At 31.7% G+C, this 19,313-nt stretch carries 19 protein-coding genes; all 19 read right to left on the reverse strand.

The annotated features are described in order from the left end of the window. Positions 1-29 precede the first annotated feature (29 nt). A complete protein-coding gene (secF, locus tag DW1_RS15300) occupies positions 30-917 on the reverse strand; it encodes a protein translocase subunit SecF (protein WP_143474402.1) in 888 nt (295 codons plus the stop codon). Between the two features lie 13 nt (positions 918-930). Beyond that, positions 931-2,196: a protein translocase subunit SecD gene (gene secD / locus DW1_RS15305; RefSeq protein ID WP_143474403.1), complete on the reverse strand. Its 1,266-nt coding sequence runs from the start codon at positions 2,194-2,196 to the stop codon at positions 931-933. A 74-nt stretch (positions 2,197-2,270) separates the two neighbouring features. Further along, on the reverse strand, positions 2,271-2,774 hold the full coding sequence (locus tag DW1_RS09875; RefSeq protein ID WP_074350459.1) for a gamma carbonic anhydrase family protein: 504 nt from the start codon (positions 2,772-2,774) through the stop codon (positions 2,271-2,273). A gap of 322 nt (positions 2,775-3,096) precedes the next feature. Further along, positions 3,097-3,486 carry a TIGR04086 family membrane protein gene (locus DW1_RS09880; RefSeq protein WP_074350460.1) on the reverse strand — a complete coding sequence of 130 codons (390 nt, stop codon included), beginning with the start codon at positions 3,484-3,486 and terminating at the stop codon, positions 3,097-3,099. A 141-nt stretch (positions 3,487-3,627) separates the two neighbouring features. Then, complete coding sequence (gene yajC / locus DW1_RS09885) at positions 3,628-3,960, reverse strand: preprotein translocase subunit YajC (RefSeq protein WP_278335740.1); 333 nt, start codon at positions 3,958-3,960, stop codon at positions 3,628-3,630. A 58-nt stretch (positions 3,961-4,018) separates the two neighbouring features. Beyond that, positions 4,019-5,137, reverse strand: coding sequence for a tRNA guanosine(34) transglycosylase Tgt (gene tgt / locus DW1_RS09890; RefSeq protein ID WP_074350461.1), 1,119 nt, complete (start codon positions 5,135-5,137; stop codon positions 4,019-4,021). A gap of 41 nt (positions 5,138-5,178) precedes the next feature. Further along, positions 5,179-6,204, reverse strand: a complete 1,026-nt coding sequence (gene queA, locus DW1_RS09895) for a tRNA preQ1(34) S-adenosylmethionine ribosyltransferase-isomerase QueA (protein ID WP_074350462.1) — start codon at positions 6,202-6,204, stop codon at positions 5,179-5,181. A gap of 12 nt (positions 6,205-6,216) precedes the next feature. Beyond that, a complete protein-coding gene (locus DW1_RS09900) occupies positions 6,217-7,899 on the reverse strand; it encodes a SpoIID/LytB domain-containing protein (protein ID WP_074350463.1) in 1,683 nt (560 codons plus the stop codon). A 27-nt stretch (positions 7,900-7,926) separates the two neighbouring features. Further along, on the reverse strand, positions 7,927-8,928 hold the full coding sequence (ruvB, locus tag DW1_RS09905; RefSeq protein ID WP_347499721.1) for a Holliday junction branch migration DNA helicase RuvB: 1,002 nt from the start codon (positions 8,926-8,928) through the stop codon (positions 7,927-7,929). A gap of 27 nt (positions 8,929-8,955) precedes the next feature. Continuing rightward, entirely contained in the window at positions 8,956-9,543 is a 588-nt protein-coding gene (gene ruvA, locus DW1_RS09910) for a Holliday junction branch migration protein RuvA (RefSeq protein ID WP_074350465.1), read from the reverse strand. A 10-nt stretch (positions 9,544-9,553) separates the two neighbouring features. After that, on the reverse strand, positions 9,554-10,048 hold the full coding sequence (gene ruvC / locus DW1_RS09915) for a crossover junction endodeoxyribonuclease RuvC (RefSeq protein ID WP_074350466.1): 495 nt from the start codon (positions 10,046-10,048) through the stop codon (positions 9,554-9,556). A 419-nt stretch (positions 10,049-10,467) separates the two neighbouring features. Then, complete coding sequence (locus tag DW1_RS09920; protein ID WP_074350467.1) at positions 10,468-11,100, reverse strand: BofC C-terminal domain-containing protein; 633 nt, start codon at positions 11,098-11,100, stop codon at positions 10,468-10,470. A gap of 229 nt (positions 11,101-11,329) precedes the next feature. Further along, a complete protein-coding gene (locus DW1_RS09925) occupies positions 11,330-11,962 on the reverse strand; it encodes a CBS domain-containing protein (protein WP_074350468.1) in 633 nt (210 codons plus the stop codon). A gap of 144 nt (positions 11,963-12,106) precedes the next feature. Further along, positions 12,107-12,841: a hypothetical protein gene (locus DW1_RS09930; RefSeq protein WP_074350469.1), complete on the reverse strand. Its 735-nt coding sequence runs from the start codon at positions 12,839-12,841 to the stop codon at positions 12,107-12,109. Positions 12,842-12,984: 143 nt separating this feature from the next. Continuing rightward, positions 12,985-13,728, reverse strand: coding sequence for a YebC/PmpR family DNA-binding transcriptional regulator (locus DW1_RS09935; RefSeq protein WP_074350470.1), 744 nt, complete (start codon positions 13,726-13,728; stop codon positions 12,985-12,987). Positions 13,729-13,900: 172 nt separating this feature from the next. Continuing rightward, a complete protein-coding gene (locus tag DW1_RS09940; RefSeq protein WP_242942476.1) occupies positions 13,901-15,229 on the reverse strand; it encodes an ABC transporter permease subunit in 1,329 nt (442 codons plus the stop codon). Then, entirely contained in the window at positions 15,229-16,269 is a 1,041-nt protein-coding gene (locus tag DW1_RS09945; RefSeq protein WP_074350471.1) for an ABC transporter permease subunit, read from the reverse strand. The genes DW1_RS09940 and DW1_RS09945 overlap by 1 nt, the downstream gene beginning before the upstream one ends. 1 nt (position 16,270) lies before the next feature. Further along, a complete protein-coding gene (locus tag DW1_RS09950; RefSeq protein ID WP_074350472.1) occupies positions 16,271-17,884 on the reverse strand; it encodes a sugar ABC transporter ATP-binding protein in 1,614 nt (537 codons plus the stop codon). 104 nt (positions 17,885-17,988) lie between these two features. After that, the gene (locus tag DW1_RS09955) at positions 17,989-19,122 is read right to left on the reverse strand and encodes a DUF3798 domain-containing protein (RefSeq protein WP_074350473.1); all 1,134 of its coding nucleotides are present in this window, start codon (positions 19,120-19,122) and stop codon (positions 17,989-17,991) included. Positions 19,123-19,313 lie beyond the last annotated feature (191 nt).

Genomic DNA, 19,313 nt, shown 5'->3' on the forward strand with positions numbered 1-19,313 from the left:
GAAAGATAAAAACTGCCAAATGACAGTTTTTATGCTCTATTAATGTCTGCATTATTTTTACCTTTAGTCCTAGTTTTTAAAAGATACCATATTGGACTTGCAATAAATATTGATGAATATGTTCCTGCTATCATCCCCACAATTAAAGGAAACGCAAAGTCTTTAATAGCATCAACACCTAAAATATACAAGGTAACTATTGCTAATAGTGTTGTTGTAGTAGTATTAATAGTTCTAGACAATGTTTGCTTTATACTTGTATTGACAATATCCTCATATTTTTCATTTTTCATAAGCTTTAAGTTTTCACGCATCCTATCAAATATAACAATTGTATCATTTATTGAATAACCTACAATAGTTAGTATAGCAGCTACGAAGGTACTATCTAAGGGTATATTAAATGCTGCATATACAGCAAGCACAACTAGAGCATCGTGAACCAAAGCAATTATAGCAGCTATACCAAATTTAATCTCAAATCTAAATGAAGTATAGACTAATATACCTATTGTAGCTAGTACTACTGATAGTAATGCTTTTTTTTGAATTTCACTTCCTATAGCAGGTCCAAATTTTTGGGATTGAATAAGAGCTTCATCTTTAAGTCCATATTTTTCCTTAAACTTAGTAAATATTTCATTTCTTTCCTGACTATCTAAATCTAAAGTAGATTTTATTATTATTTCCTCTTTGTCGGTACCAGCATGAATTATACTAGCTTTCGTATCAAATGTATTTGTAATTTTCTTGATATCTTCAACAGGAACTGTCTGCCCAAAATCTATTTGCAACATGGTTCCACCAGTAAAGTCCAAACCAAGGTTTAGCCCAGTTGCCAAACCATATAGAATGCCAAATACTATTACAATTGCAGATAATATAAAAAATATACTTCTCCTCTGAATAAAGTTCACAATACTTCCTCCTTTAAGCACCATATAATTTTGTATTCTTTACTATGTTCGTTCCAATAAATAGCTTTAATAGGAATTTTGTAATAAATACAGCTGTAATCATTGACGCAACAATACCTATTATTAAAGTTACTCCAAAACCCTTTATTGGGCCAGTTCCAAAACTATATAGCACTAAACCTGCAATAAAAGTAGTGATATTTGCATCTAAGACACTTGATAATGCTCTTTTATATCCACTATCTACTGCTGTTCTAAGAGTTTTACCTAGTTTTAGTTCTTCCTTAATCCTTTCATATATAACTACATTAGCATCTACAGCCATACCTATTGAAAGTATTAAGCCTGCAATGCCAGGCAAAGTTAATTTAACTCCTAAAACTATCATAATACCAATAACCAACATTACATATATTGACAATGCAATATCTGCTATAAAACCTGGTATTCTATACATTATTAACATGTATAAAAATATAAGTATTAAACCTATAGCTCCCGCATAAATGCTTTTATCAAGAGACTCAAGGCCTAATGTTGGACCAATTACAGATGTTTGAATTTCTTTAAGCTCCACTGGTAAAGCCCCTGCTCTAATTAAAGTTGCTAGTTCACTAGCACTTTGAACATCGAATCCTCCCTCAATAACTGCTTTACCATCATTTATTTCTGCTCTAACCACAGGACTTGAAATAACTTTATCATCAAGTATTATAAAAATTACCTTATCTTGATCAGCAATCTTATTTGATAACCTAGAAGTAGCCTCTGCAAAGCTTTTAGCACCCTCTTTGTCAAATTCTAAAGTTACAACTGGTACTTCTAGTCCTGTGCTCCCTGTTTGAAAAGCAACCTCCGACTTTTTAACATTTTTTCCAGTCACCACTACATTACCTTCGGGATCTACAAACTGAAGTTGAGCAGTTTTACCAATCATATCAAAAGCTTGCTGTACATCATTTAAGCCTGCTAGTTCAATTCTAATTCTCTTATTACCTTCTTTAACTATATTTGGTTCAGCCACACCTAAACTGTCTACTCTTTGTCTAATAATAGTAATTGCTTGTTCAATTTTTTTATCTAACTCTGCCCCCGTTTCATCTGTCTGAGCTTCTAATAAGACATATACTCCACCTGCTAAATCAAGTCCTAACCCTACCTTTTCTCTTGCTGTAGGAATTTTAATATTTCCTATTTCAATACCATATATTGCACCATAAGCTACAACACCTACAAGTGCAATAATTAAAATAAACAATAAAATATTTTTCAGGTTCATAATATTTACCCCTTTCCTTTTCATAAGGTTTATTATACAACTTTTCATTATCCTAAATCAATGTTAAGTTTTCATCATTTTTTGTGTTTTTCTGCATACTTGACATAGTCTTTTGCAGATTGCTTCAATTGCTCTATCTCATCATCAGTTAAACTTCTAACTACCTTAGCTGGTGAACCTAAAACCAATGAACCAGAAGGAATTTGTTTCCCTGTTGTCACAATACTTCCAGCTCCAATTAATACATTGTCCTGTATCTCAGCTCCATCTAGTATAATTGCTCCCATACCTACTAATACGTTGTTCCCTATTTTACACGCATGCACTATTGCATTATGTCCAACTGTTACATAATCACCTATTTCAGTATTATAATCTTTACTTATGTGAATTACTGTACCATCTTGTATATTAGTATTATTTCCAATAGTAATAGTATTTTCATCTCCTCTTAAAACACAATTATACCATATACTGGTATACTCCCCAAGCACAACCTTTCCAATAACTTCAGCACTTTCAGCTATAAAGCAAGTTTCATGTATATTTGGTTTTATTCCTTCATACTCAATAATCATTAACTCTCCTCCATAACATAAAATAAGTGTCTCTATTGAAACATTAATAACTAATAGCTTTATAGAAAATGATTAGCGAAAAACGAAAACGCATTCTTTAATAAAAGTTATAAAATAGTACTCTTCTACCTAATTATAGAAATTAAAACTTGATAAAGCACTTTACGCATTAGTTTTAAAAAATATAAAAGCAGTGGTTGCCCACTACCCTATGTAACAACAACTTTCCGCTATTTTTTCTACTAAATGAACTCTATGTACTTCCTATTAGTTTAAAATGTAGCACACTGATTATAACACAATTGTAGTACTATTTAAAGACTTATTTTATGTTAATTCCAATCATACCACCTATGCATCCTATTAGTATGGCTATAAACCCTTTAATTAATAGATAAATATCAGTAGTAAAATCTTTGATAAAAATTTTATTAATAATAAGGATTATAAGAAAATACAATATTCCAATCAGTCCTCCTGTTAGCCATCCTTTTCTTTCTAATTTCCTTGAAGTTAAAATGGCTCCAGAAGTAATTCCTAAAATCATAATTACTGTATTAATCAATGGTATAAATTCTTCTGAAAGCTTGGTATATGTCAAAATTATAGTAAATATGATTATTAATATAAAAGTAAGTAATAATCCCAAAAAAGCACCTCTTATAATATCTATAAAGTAGCTTGAACTATTTTGATTTTTTGAATAACTCATTAATCCACCTCCCATATCCTTAATCAATATTTATGCATGCGCCACCAATTTATTACAAAAAATAAAAAAAGATCTTCCTAGTTTTTTAGTATTTACTAAGAAAATCTTTTCATCTCAAAAAAGTTAAGTTTTAAGATCTATCTATTTTTCTGATGCTTCTGTAGATGATTGGATATTACCTATTGCCCATTTAGCAATATCAAATCTTGTCTTATCAGCTCCTACTTCTATTGTTATAACTTCATCCTTAATCTTTACAATCTTGCCATAGATTCCTCCAATAGTTAGTACCTCATCACCTACTTTTGCACTGTTTCTCATTTCCTTAATCTTTTTGTCCTTTTTTTGCTGTGGTCTAATTATAAAGAAATAAAAAATTGCCAAAAATAATACTGGAAGCATCAAGGTGGATAATAAGTTTCCAGTTGGCGAATTGCTTTGTGTTGTGGCTCCTAATAAAATAAATTCCTTCAAGCTGTTCCCTCCTTTCTCCTATGTAGTATTCTACATTTTAAAAATAAATCCTTTATTTTTATTTTGTATATCCATATTTATTGTAAAACTCATCCTTGTATTGGAGAAGTCTGTCTTCTCTAATTGCTTCACGTATATTTTCCATAAGTTTTATTAAAAAGTATAGATTATGTATAGTTGCCAATCTAGCACCTAATATTTCATCTACATTAAAGAGATGTCTTATATATGCTTTAGAATAGTTTTGACAAGTATAGCAATCACATTCAGGATCTAGCCTAGAAAAGTCTCTTGAATATTTAGCATTTCTTATAACAACCTTTCCATGACTTGTAAGAACAGTCCCATTTCTTGCTATTCTAGTTGGCAATACACAATCAGCCATATCAATACCTCGAATTACTGCCTCGAATAGATAATCTGGGCTACCAACTCCCATTAAATATCTCGGCTTCTCTTTAGGTAATAAAGGTACAGTAAAATCTAACATCTCACACATTAATTCAGATGGCTCTCCTACACTTAGTCCTCCTATTGCATAACCGGGAAAATCTAAATCAATAATCTCCTTTGCACTTTGTTCTCTTAAATCTTTATACATTCCACCCTGAACTATACCAAATAATGCCTGGGTATCTGGATTTTTATTAGCTTCTTTACATCTCCTTGCCCATCTTGTAGTTCTTTCCAAGGATTTTTTAACATAATCCCAATCACTTGGATAAGGAGCACATTCATCAAATGCCATAATTATATCCGAACCTAATGAATTTTGAATTTCAATAGATTTTTCAGGACTAATAAAGTGTTTAGAGCCATCAATATGTGATCTAAATTCTACTCCTTCTTCAGTAATTTTTCTTAAATCTCCTAGACTAAAAACCTGAAATCCTCCACTATCTGTTAATATAGGTCTATCCCAGTTCATAAACTTGTGTAAGCCTCCTGCTTCTTCTATAAGTTTATGTCCAGGTCTTAAATATAAATGATAAGTATTACTTAAAATTATCTGAGCTCCTAGTTCTTTCAGTTCCTCTGGTGTCATTGCTTTTACAGTAGCTCTAGTCCCAACTGGCATGAATATAGGGGTTTCAATAACTCCATGAGGAGTATATATCTTACCTAGTCTAGCCTTACTATCCCTTGCCTCTTTAATTAACTCATATCTAAATACCATTGCTGCCTCCCTAATTTTAAAGTGTTCTTCTATAGTATCTCTTATTTAATAAACATTGCATCTCCAAAGCTAAAAAATCTGTATTTTAGCTTAATTGCCTCATTATAGGCATGTAAAATATTCTCTCTACCTGCCAATGCGCTTACTAGCATAATTAAAGTTGATTCAGGTAAGTGAAAGTTTGTAATTAGTCTATCTATGACCTTATATTTATATCCAGGATAAATAAATATATTAGTCCAGCCATTCTTAGGAAGTACCTGCCCTTCCTCATTACTTGCTGATTCTATAGTTCTTACAGAGGTAGTACCTACTGCTACAATCTTACCTCCTGCTTTTTTTGATTCATTAATTATATTAGCAGATTCTTCATCGATTTCATAGTATTCATAGTGCATATCATGCTCTTCGATATCTTCAACCTTTACTGGTCTAAAAGTCCCTAATCCTACATGAAGCGTGACATAGACAATATTAACTCCCTTTTCTTTAATTTTTTGTAACAAAAATTCGGTAAAATGAAGACCTGCTGTAGGTGCTGCAGCTGAACCTTCCTTCTTTGAATATACAGTCTGATATCTTTCCTTGTCTTCTAACTTCTCTTTAATATATGGCGGTAAAGGCATCTCTCCAAGTTCATCTAGTATTTGCTCAAAAACTCCATCATATTTGAATTCTATAATTCTAGTTCCACCATCTTGTACTGCTAATATCTCACCTTCCATTAAGCCTTCTCCAAAGTCAAATACCCCGCCTGGCCTTGCCTTTTTTCCCGGCTTTACTAGTACCTCCCATTTATTATTATCTATTCTCTTTAACAGTAAAAATTCTACACTGCTTCCTGTATCTTTCCTACGTCCAAATAATCTTGCAGGGATTACTCTCGTATTATTTAATACTAAGCAATCTCCCTTATCTAAATATTGCACTATATCTGAAAAAACGCCATGCACTATCTCTCCAGTATTTTTATCTAAAACTAAAAGCCTAGAACCTTCTCTATTTTCTATAGGGACCTGTGCTATAAGCTCTTCTGGTAAATCAAAATAAAAATCTTCTCTTTTCACTGCAACCATCCTTTACTTAACTTTTGCTCCAGTATAGTAGTATTCTAATATTTCCTCGTAGCTATATCCTAGTTCAGCCATTTTTTTAGCTCCCCATTGGCTCATACCAACTCCATGACCCCAACCCTTACCACTAAATACAAATTTTCCATCACTATTTAATAAGCCTTGTACTTTTTTATCTGTTAATTCTGTTCTAACTGTACCATCAGTTATAGTAACGCCCTTCGACAATAGATTAGTATTTAAAGACTTTGCTCCATCAGATGACAGTATATTTACATTATCTAATGATTGCTTCTCAATACTTCCATTATTTGTATTATAAACATAAATCTCTTGTGTTAGTGAACTACTATTTTTCCCATCACCAAAATAAACTTCATATAAAGTGCTCTTTATATTATTAGCTCCAAATACTTGTCTAACCTTTTCTTTCTTTAATACTTGTGACCCCATTGTACCCCTAATCATTAGTTCTATTACTCTTCCACTTTCGGATGTAGACAACACAGAGACATCTGTTATATGCCCTACATCTAAGCCATTTTCAATTAGCTTTGTTCTTATTTCTTCATCACTAATTATAAATTGCCATGAGTCGTAAGGAGAACCTAGTGAAAAACTATCATCTACTCCCCTAAGATAGGGAACTTTATTACTCCATACATTTTCACTGTCTTCAGTATAGCCTCCACTAGATGAATGATAATAAGCTTCCACTAGTTCATTATTATACATTAAAATCCTTCCTAAAGTTTCGTTTACTGCCCTGTTTGTCATTATGGTTTCCGATTTATATCCTCCATATACTTGGCAATGTGAAGTATCACATAAATCGTAGCCTTCATTCGAATGCTTATTACTGTTTATCAGAGCATAGTTCCTTGCTGCAACTGCCTGTGCCTTTAATGCCTCTAAAGGCCAAGATGGATAAGTCTCTTTGGGAACAACTCCATATAGATAATTTTTTATCTTTACAGTATTAATTATTATTAATTCATCCCCTGTTCTAGAAAAAGTTATATAATCTCTATAGCTATTATTCTCAATATTAATTACACTTTCATCGCTTGCATTTAATGAAGATAAATAAATACCTTGATTTTTGTCAAACATCAATAGTATTTCATTGTATTCATCAGTTAACATAATTCTATTCTTGTTGTTATTTTCTATCTCATTTTTTCCACCCAAGTAGTCTGAATATTTTATAGCTTCTTCGTAAGCTATATTTTCATCTAAATATTGACCTACCCAAATTTCAAATATATCTTGATTATAATAAATAAATGCATCAATATTTAAATCCCTAAGATACTTAACTTCATAAAGTGCTTCTTCATATGAAGAAAAAGCTTTATCAGTCTTTATATGAATAGGTCCGTATGTAGCTTTGTAAATGTCATTAGTTTTCAGGAGATTTCCATATGTGTCTATATAATAGCTGTCAACTCTAGTAAACAGTTTTCTATTATTAACTTCTAAGAAAGGGCTAAAGCCTTTATCCCATGTACCCAGTTGGAAACCATCGCTACTTAAGCTTGATACATAATTAAGCTCTGACTTTAAAACTGACTTAAGAGCAATCCTAACATACTCATCATCATATGTATTCTCATATGCTAATACTTGTTCAGATAGAGTAAAAGTTAAAAATAAGGCTAAAATAGTTAGTAAAATACTTCTCTTCAAAATAATCCCCCTCATTTTCCATAATAATTAGTCTTCCTTATACTCTATACCAAAATAATCATAACATCTTTTAGTTGCAACTCTGCCTCTTGGTGTTCTGTTTAAAAAACCTAATTGTAATAAATAAGGTTCATAAACATCTTCTATGGTAGTTCGCTCTTCACCTGTTGAAGCAGCTAAAGTATCTAACCCCACAGGTCCACCTTCAAAATTATTAATTATAGTCATTATCAATTTTTTATCTACATTATCTAATCCTAATGGATCGATTTCAAGAAGCTTTAGAGCTTTATCTGCAACAATTTTAGTTATTTCCCCATTCTCTACTACTTGTGCATAATCCCTCACTCTTTTTAATAATCTGTTAGCAATTCTTGGAGTTCCTCTAGATCTTTTTGCAATCTCTTCAGCCCCCTCCCTATCGATTCTAACTCCAAGTATATTTGCTGATCTGATGACTATTTCCTTTAAGCTTTCTATATCATATAAATCTAATTTACACATAACCCCAAATCTATCTCGTAATGGAGAAGTTAATAGACCTGCTCTTGTTGTAGCTCCAATAAGTGTAAATTTAGAAATGTCTAGCCTAATTGACCTAGCGCTCGGTCCCTTACCTATTATGATATCAAGGGCATAGTCTTCCATGGCAGGATAAAGCACTTCCTCAACACTTCTGTTTAATCTGTGTATTTCATCTATAAATAAAACATCATTTTCCGCTAAATTAGTTAAAATAGCTGCTAAATCTCCTGCTCTTTCTATAGCTGGACCTGATGTGATCCTAATATTTACTCCCATTTCATTTGAAATGATATTAGCAAGTGTAGTTTTACCTAGTCCAGGTGGCCCATATAACAGCACATGGTCTAGTGGTTCTTTTCTACCTTTTGCAGCTTTAATAAATATATCTAATTTTTCCTTTACTTTATGCTGTCCAATATACTCATTTAATGTCTTAGGTCTTAAAGATAATTCAACATCAATATCTTCTTCTATCAGACTCCTAGTAACGATTCTATTATTTATTTCTTCCATGTTTCAAATTTCCTTTCTTTATTTTGATAAGTTTCTTAGTGCTAGCTTTATAATTTCCTCAGTCTTTTTTCCTTCAGTATCTATTTTAGATAATGCCTTAAATATTTCGCTTCTAGTATAGCCAAGAGAAATCAAGGCTATTATAATTTCTTCTGTCTCGTCCAATGGAATAAATTCATCAGTTCCTTCATCATAAGTAATATCTCCATCAATTTTATCTTTTAATTCAAGTATGATTCTTTCAGCAGTCTTTTTCCCAATTCCAGGCGCTCTTGAAAGTGTACTAGTATCCTTGTTAATTATAGAGTTTTTAATAGCTGATGTTGTAAGTGTTGATAGTAGTCCAATGGCAACTTTAGGTCCTATCTTTGTTACTGTTATAAGGAGCTTAAACATTTTAAGTTCCTCTTCAGTAGTAAATCCATAAAGACTCATATTATCTTCTCTCACAATTAAATGTGTCAATATTTTTCTATTAGTCATATTTTGACCTATATCCACTATGGAGTTTTTTGAAGTATATACAATGTAACCAATACCATTATTCTCTACTACTATGTAGTCCTCTCCTATATCTTCTATGCTACCTTTTATATATTGATACAAAAAATCACCCCTATTTCATTTTAAACATATCTCTAAAGCTACCAGAATGTGCATGACAAATAGCAACGGCTAGTGCATCTGCAACATCATCTGGTTTAGGTGTTTTTTCAAGATTTAAAAGTATTTTAACCATCTCTTGTACCTGTCTCTTGTCAGCTCTACCATATCCAACTACACCCTGTTTTACTTGAAGAGGAGTATACTCATAAACCTCTATTCCTTTATTCACAGCAGCTAAAATTTGTGCACCTCTTGCTTGTCCTATTGTTATTGCTGTTTTAGTATTCTTGTTAAAAAAAAGCTCCTCTATTGCCAGAGCATCAGGTTTATATTTTTCAAGCAAGACAGAAATCTCATCATATACAGCTTTTAATCTTATGGGAAAAGAGTATTCGTTGGAGGTTTGAACCGCACCATAATCTATAACTTTAAACTTGTTCCCCATGTATTCTAAAACTCCATACCCTACTATTGCTATCCCTGGATCTATTCCAAATATTATCACATATATCAGCTCCATTCATTATATAAACATAATTCGATATAATTCTTGTAAATCCTTTAGTCATCTATTTAATAATATATAATTTTGTAAAGGGCTTCAACTAAAAAATAAGAATAAATGTTCTGGTGTTTCTGATATATGTTATATATGTTATATATGTTATATATGTTATTAAAAAATTTATAAATAATTTGAGAGAAAAGTTCAAGTTAAGTAAGCTTTTGTTATGTTAAGAAACTCCTTGTTCATAAATACATAAATATAAATTTCTAACACAATGCTATAAACTAAAGAAACTTTTATTGAAGCTCATTAACAAATATGCTTCTTATGTAAGTACATCGATGTAGACCTTTCATATTCGTTATAAAAAAGTCAGGATAAAATATTTTTAATATCCTAACTTTTTTATATATTTATTAGCTTATGTAATTTTCCAATATATCCTCTAATTCTTCTTTGCTATTTGTAATTATACCTTTTTCAAGTTTTTTTTGATCTACTTCCTTTAGTAAGGATATTGGTGAATCATTATAAATTTTTTTAATTAGTCTCTCCCCATTTTCTCCAATTGTAAAAACAGCTATTTTCCCATTCTTTACGCCTATTATGTAGTGGTTTTGACATAGATGGTCTTTATTAATTTTTACTAGTATTTTTTCATGAGAAAAACTCTCAATTTCCCATTTTGGATGATTTCCCTTTATATATTTCTGAAAGTCGTCCTCACTCATGTTAACCATATGATTTTCTAATTCTACTGTCTTGATAGCTTCATGACCACACTCTGAATAATAAATCTTATACTCTAGTATAGTACTTGGTCCTATTTTTTCTTCATTTACCATTCCAGTTTCATGATTATCATCATCTATATCTATTGTATCTATCCTTTCATCTTCTGGATTATCCTGACTGCCTACAATATTTTCAATTTGCGGTTGTGATTTTTGATTTGTGTTTTTTATTCCTATAAAATATCCTGATAACATACCAGCTGCAGCAAGTCCAAATAAGATTGCTATAGTAGAAACTACTGAAATTCTTTTCATAAATATCCCTCCCACACTATCTAATTAGATATTTTTCCCAATATCTATAAAAGTATACATTTAAAAGAAAGCGGGGAATGAATTTGGTGCTCATTACATTTGAACTATGCTGCAGCTATATCAAATCTTTGATCTAGTGTGACTGTGATACTCAAAAACCTGATTCAGAACTTCCTTGTTCCCTGAATTATTTCATAAATCGGGTTAGAAAAAACCTGCATATTGCAGGTTAATTATTTATCTCAGCTATCTTAAATCCAGCTTTTTCAATTTTTTCAATAAGCTCATCTACTTCAGTTATATCTACTCTAACTACTACTTGGTAGACATCCATAACTTTTGCATCCATTACTGCAAAGTTAGCAATATTTACATTAGCCTTTCTTATAGTCTCTGTAAGTTTTGCAATTTGTCCTGGAATATCATAAACATTTATGAGAATCTTTGTACCTCTATTTAGACCAAAAATTTCGGAAAATGCATTAAATATTGAACTATGGGTCAGTATTCCTTTAAAATCACCCTTATCATTTAAAACTGGAAGAAATGGAGTTCTAAACTCATTTAATAAATAAGATGCCTTTTCAATATACACATTTTCATTAATTGTTTTAACATCTGATTTATATAAATCTTTAACCTTAGTTTCTTTCAAATACTTTTCTTTGTCTGTATATCCTTCTTCAAAGTAGTGTCTAAATATAGTCTCCTTCATTAGAATACCTACAAATTTGTCCCCATCTAAAACTGGTAGAGATAGAAAATCTCCCTTTATAATTTTATCTAAGGCCTCACTTATACTATCTTCAATTTGAAGCATTACAAGCTTATCTTTAGAAAGAACATGATTCTTTACGTACATGAGTACTCCCCCTTATATAATAATATTAAGAAAACTTAATATATTTATTCAACAATAATCTTATAAATCCTCCTCATCTATTAATATTAATTACCCCATTTGTTAGTTTATAATCAATTTATATACTTATTTTCTTAATATTATCTAGTAATACATACCCAGTACTTTATCATTTACTGCATACCAAAAAGCTTCTTTATATATAATTTTCATTTTCTTAATCAATGCATTTACAATAGATATGTATACCTTGTCTATTTCCTCCTCTTGTAAAAAATGTTTTTCTTCACTTATATGTATATCATTATATTCAAAATTCATTTTTAATTGCTTGTTTATATATTTATCTAGCTCAATAATTTTCTTCTTAATTATTTTATTTGTAAAGGTATATACTAGAGATTCAATATATCTATCTCTTCTTTCTCTATTATCAATTTCCTTTATACATCTTTTTTTCATATCTTTTACTGATTTATCAGAATTGTTAAAATGAAAAAGATGATCTATTTTGTAAATCTCTTCTAAACCATATACATCTAAGGCTTTTTTTTCAACAATATTTGTCCACTTTTTATTAGAATAACCATGCTTATAGCCTTCTAAATAAAAACAAAGTTCTAGTCTATTAATATCTTCATGAATGATGTAACTTAAGTTACTAGAGATGATTTCACTATCATCCCTGTTTATAAGTACATACTTAATTTTCCTTTTTAAATCATTTCTACTCATATATTTTGGGTATATGCTAGATATATTTTCTTCCAAATCATATAAAGCTAGAAGGATATAGATTGAATTAATATCGTTACTAAATAGAAACTTATCTCTCAAGCCTCTATACATATCTCGTGTTTTCACTGATAAAGTTTCCATAAGACAATCCCCTCCCACTAGCAATTATTGCCATAATGATAACTGTTATAACATATATAAAGGATATTTTTGCTTATAGATAAAAAACACTCTCTATATTATATATCGACAAAAGAGAGTGTTTTCAAATAAGTTTTTTTCTCTTATATATCTAAATCCTCTGGCATTTCCCAATTGTGATAAACTTGTTGAACATCGTCGTTATCTTCAAGTATGTCTATTAATTTAAGCATGTTCTTAATGTCTTTTTCATCTTCAAGCTTTGTTTCGTTTTGAGGAATAAAAGTTATTTCTGAAGTTGAAAATTTGTAGCCTGTTTCTTTTAATGCTTCCTTCACCTGTTCAAAGTTCTCTGGTGTAGTAGTGATTTCAAAGTATTCTTCTTCTGAGCTAAAATCCTCTGCTCCTGCTTCAATAGCTTGAAGCATTAATTCTTCTTCATCTATATCTTCAGCTCTATCTACAATTAAAAGTCCTTTTCTATCAAACATCCAAGAAACGCAACCTGTAGAGCCTAAGTTACCGCCAAATTTATCAAATGCATGCCTCACGTCAGAAGCCGTACGATTTCTGTTATCAGTCAAACATTCAACAAAAACAGCAACACCTGCAGGACCATAGCCCTCATAGGTAATTTCTTCAAAATTAGCTCCTTCTAGGTCTCCAGAACCTTTCTTAATAGCTCTTTCTATATTATCGTTAGGCATGTTTTCCGCCTTAGCTTTTTCAATTGCATTTTTTAAGTTCGTATTATATTCAGGGTCAGGTCCACCTTCTCTAGCTGCTACTGTAATATATCTTGCAAGTTTTGTAAACAACTTTCCTCTCTGAGCATCAGCTTTTCCTTTCTTGCGTTTTATCGTAGACCATTTAGAATGTCCAGCCATTTTAAATCCTCCTTAATTGATTCTGAAAATATTTTAGCATATTTTAATAGCTACATCAATGTATAGTTAGATGGTATTTGTTTTAAATTTTATATTTTTGCATAAAATTCTTTGTTATTATATCATTTAATTTAATAAAATAAAAGACGAATGTAAAACACTCGTCCTTGTATCAAGAATCTAGTTTGTTTTGCATCTCCATACGCTTCCTCCATGCATGGAGCCCCAGTGAAACTCCTATTACACCATATGCGACAAATGCCCTAAAGAATTCACCTATTTGAGCTTCACCAAATAGATTCTTACCAGCATTAGGAGAAACAATAAATAATGTATGAAATAGAATTACTCCTAGTAATGCTTGCCCGACTGTTGCCTTTGATACAGAAGCTCCCCCTATTAACAAAGCCGCAATTGAAAAAGTTGCAATTTGTACATGACTTCCATAAGTGTTTAATGTTCCTAGGTTTTGTAGAAAGATCAACTGTCCCCAAGCAGCAAGTACTGTAGATATGGTGATTGCTAATACTCTTACTTTATTCACATTAATACCTGAAACCTCTGCTATATGCTGGCTGTTTCCCACTGTTCTAAAATCCTGTCCTAACTTGGTTTTTACAATTAATATATTGAATAAGCATAGTAATCCTATAAGCAATGAAGTTATTATTGGTAATTCTAGCTTTTTTAACATTTTTATCTCATTAGGCAGTGTATTAATGAACATTATTGAAAAACTTATTACCACTATTACTAAGCTAAGTACTAGATTTGTAACTTGTTTAAATTTATTAGTTTCCCCTTTTTTATTTTCTTTTTTCCTTATTAGTTTGTATGCAAAAAATCCTGCAGCTATTATACCTGCAAATAACAGAACATTAAATAAAGGTAGTTTTAATATATTATCAAGAGAATACATGATTCCATTATTTCTTGATAAATCAACAGAGTTTCTGATTCCAACTCCATCGGGTAGTATTAGGTCAGGATTTTTCATAGGTATTAAGGTACCTACAAGAAATAAGAATAGAAACTGATATAATCCATTAGCAAAGAAGCCAACTATCATACTGGCTATCATCTCTTGACCCTTAGTTTTATTTAGAAGTCTCCCTGTTAAATTGCCAAATAAGATAGCTAAAGGCAAAGAAATAACTGCACATAGAAGAAATCCATATATACCAGGCACACCAAAATGTGTTACAAAAATAATCGAAATTTGTGCTGCCATTGCTCCTATAGTTATGCTAAAGTTTAGGCCCATACCTGCCAATACAGGAATAATTAATGCTAAAACTAGAAAAGTATCTCTAGTAATCCTTGTCAACAACTCATTAGCTATGAAGAATAAAGGCAACTTCGAAACTATAACACCAGTGAAACATATAACTATAAAAAGAATTGTAACACTGTTATTTATCATAATATCCCTTAACATACGGGATAACTTACTTTTTTCTTCCACTTTCATTATGTCTTGTATTTTATTCTCCATGTTCATCACTCTTCACCTCCTACCTTAGTAAGTGCATATAGAATAATTCCATTTTGCACAATAGCTCTCAAAACCTCAGATAGGTTTCCTGCTGTAATTATTAGATTTGCTACAGGGAGCGATATAGTTAAAAGTCCCTGAAATAGAAATGTACCTAATATTACATGATATATTTTAGCTTTTTGAGCAGATGCCCCACCGATTAAAATTGATGCTACTGCAGGAAACGCCATCATTAGAGGACCTTCATAAAGCTGAATAAAACCATAGCTTTGTGAGTATACGATTATACCTATTGCTCCTAGCACTGTAGAAAGAATGATACCTAGTATTCGTGTTTTATCAACATTTATACCTGAAGAAATAGCAAATCTGGGATTATCTCCTGCTGCTTTCATGGCTACTCCTGTTTTACTTCTAGTAAATAAAAAAACAATTAAACATAATCCAAAAAAGAATAACAATAAACCTGTAGGAATTTTAATCCCCGCAATTTTAAACTCCAAAAATTTATTTAAAATTTCTCCAAATGTAGAATCAAGGGCAATAGTAACTCTTAAACCACGACCAATTGGCCAAACCATTTCTGGATGTTTGAATGGTAATAGGATCCACAATATACTCATAAAAGATACAATTGAAAAGCCTGTATATGTTGCCACTAACATTTCTGAACCTTTGATTCTATTTAGAAGCATACCATATACCCAGCCAGTAACTATTGAGAATGGAAGTGAAAACACTATTGAAGCAATAAATGAACTACCACCTGTAAACCCAAACTCAATAGCTAAGAGACTACCCACTAGTCCACAAATAATACCAAGAGGCAAAGCGAAGTTAGGTCCTGTTCCAGATTGTATTGCAGGAACCATAGCTAGAACCATGACTCCATACATTCCAAACCTTCGTAATATATCAGACATTAGTGTTGCAAAAGATAGATCCATTATAACTGCCGTAATTAGTACTAATATGAAAAACAAGCTTATAATTATCCTTGGTAGTCCAAATTTATTGGTAAATCTCTTTATAGTTTCAGTCATATTATAAAGCCTCCTTCCTGTGCATCTTGTGATATTCTCCCGCCATCATAAGACCATAATCAGCATCACTATCTGTTGGCTTAAGAATTCCTTCTACTTTACCTTCTGAAATAATTGCAATCCTATGGCAAATGCCACGCAATTCAGCAAGCTCACTTGATGTCATAATTATGGTCATTCCTAACTCGGTATTCAATTTTACTAGCAAATCCAATACAAGCTTTTTAGCACCTATATCAATTCCCCTCGTAGGCTCTGATACAAACAATACTTCTGGCTCAAGTGTTAACGCTCTTGCAATACAGACTTTTTGTTGATTACCACCACTTAATTTACCAGCTAATTGTTGAGGTCCTGTACATCGAATATCTAGTTCCTCTATCATTTTTAATGCATGTTGTCTAATACCAACATTGTCCTTTTGTGTAAACAATCCAAATCTTTTTAGAAAATTTCCTTTTACCTGCATACTCGTTATAACAATATTATTTTCAATTGAGGATTCTAAAAGAAGCCCTACTCCTCTTCTATCTTCAGATAAAAAGGCAAATCCACGATTTAGAGCTGCTTTTGTATCGTTAAGATTAAAGGGGGTACCCTTTACATAAACTTCCCCAGTAGCTGGATAGAGACCCATAAAACCATTTGAAATACCGATCTTACCTTGGCCTGCTAACCCCCCAATACCTAATATCTCACCTTTTTTTATATCTAGGTCAACGCCCTTAACTTGCTCACCAGGCATATTAACTTTAAGATTTCTTATAGAAATTAGTGTTTCTTTGTTAGCTAAGTCAAGTTCTTCTTCAGATTTTTGTGATATCTGTATCTTCCTTCCCACCATTAACTCTGCAAGTTCTGTTACAGTAGTTTCTTCTTTTTTTCTTGTTGCAACAACTTCACCATCCCTTAGTATCGTAATATTATTTGCTGCTTGCATTACCTCATCTAGTCTATGAGTTATAAACAATATTGATATCCCTGAAGCTGTTAGTCTTTTCATAGCTTCAATTAAATTATCCGCCTCACTTTCTGTTAAAACTGCAGTAGGTTCATCAAATACTAAAAACCTAACATTTTTCTTATCTATCTCTCTAGCTATTTCAACAAATTGCATATATCCAACTGGTAATCCTGCAACCTTTGTCCATTCTTCTATATTCATCCCAAGAGTATTTAGTGCTTTTCTTGAATCATTGGCCATAGCCTTATAATCAAGAGACTTTAATCTACTATCAGATTTTCCAAATAATCTACTTATGAAGTTATGTTTTGTAATTTCCCTATTTATCTTAATATTTTCTGTTATTGTAAACCCTGGTATAAGCATAAACTCCTGATGTACCATCCCAATACCATACTCCATTGCCTCTTTAGGTGATTTTATTTCTACCTTTTCTCCATTAAGACAAATTTCTCCTGTGAAACCTCCTGATGAATATATCACTGGCATTCCGAATAGAATATTCATCAAAGTTGATTTACCAGCACCGTTTTCTCCTAATAGTGCATGTACTTCACCAGGTTTTACAGATAAATCCACACCCTTTATAACCTTGTTTCCGAAATATTCTTTATGTATGTTTTTCATCTGTAATGTGTATCTTGCCTCCATCTAGATTCACCACCCTATAATTTTGTTAAAAATGTAAGGCTGCCAACCTAGGCAACCTTACATTCCTAATGAACCAAGCTCATTTTGCATAATAACATATATGTCTAAAAATTTAAGAAATCAAGTAGAACCAGCTGATAATTGTCATAAGTGACTCCATTCTCTTCTAATGCCATAGTCTTTATATCAACTTGTGCATAATCTTTAAATAGTTCTTGAATTTTAGGAATATCTACTTTGCCTTCAGTATTACCATTTATGTATTGAATTGCATACTCAGCACCAGCTTCTATAAACATCATAGCAACAGGTACTGGCCATGTGGAAAATCTTCCTGTACCATTTTCTTCTGCTATTCTTTTTTTGATTTCTTCAACCACATAGTCTATATTACCTTTTTTGTCCTCTGGAATCTCAATTCCTAGAGCTGAAGGAAATCCATGATAAGGTGATGGACAGCATGGTTGTGGATATATTGCTCCCTCATCTAGTGCAGCTTTAATTAGTGGAACTTGCATTGCACAGTTAGTACTGAAAAATGCAGTGTCCTTACCGTATTGCTCTACCATTCTTGGAACGTCTTCAAGAATAAATTGTTGAGCACCTGATGTTCCTGCATCACCTGTTGGATCTGGAGCCGTAGCATCTACAAATTGCAGACCTATTTCTTCACATTTTTCCTTCATTAAATCTCTTCTTGCTGCAAGAAGTGGATAGGACATGTGTCTTGGGAATGAGTAGTGAACAAAAACTTTTGCCCCTTGTTTTTTAGCCTGTTCAGGTATAGTTGTTCCCATGGACACCTCATCCGCTTGAAATACAACATCAGCCTTTTCTGCTATCATCTTTGGATCTTCCCCTGGTACTCCAGCTATAATTAATATATCTGGATTTATTTCTCTAACTTTATCTATTGCAGCTGCAGTTCCAGGAACTGCCTGAACAAACAATAGAGCCTTAAGATCTGGATCTGATGCCATACTAACTGCGTTTGCTATTGTTGTTTCTTGTTCATCCATAAATTTATCTGGATATGTCATATGGATGATATGCTCTTCTCCATACTTTGCAAGAACATTTTGAGCTGCTCTATATTCTTCTTCATTTTGTGATACAGTATTAGTCATAATGCCAATTTTCCACTTTCCATCTTTTGCTGTTGTAGTTTGATTGCCACATGCTACTGTACTCATAATTATAATTGTGACTAATAAAAACACAATAACTCTTTTAAACATTCAGACTCCCCCTTTTAAACTAATTTTTTAAGTACAAACTCACTTTTGATCTATTACAGCATTACCTTTATACTGGCTTGTATAATACTTATGCAAAAACTTTGAATATTATAATAAAAAATTAAAAATGTTGTTAAAAGTATTTAAATACTAAATTATATTTGAATATTAAGTAAGTAGTATATTAATCT

The sequence above is a fragment of the Proteiniborus sp. DW1 genome (assembly GCF_900095305.1).
GTDB lineage: Bacteria > Bacillota > Clostridia > Tissierellales > Proteiniboraceae > Proteiniborus.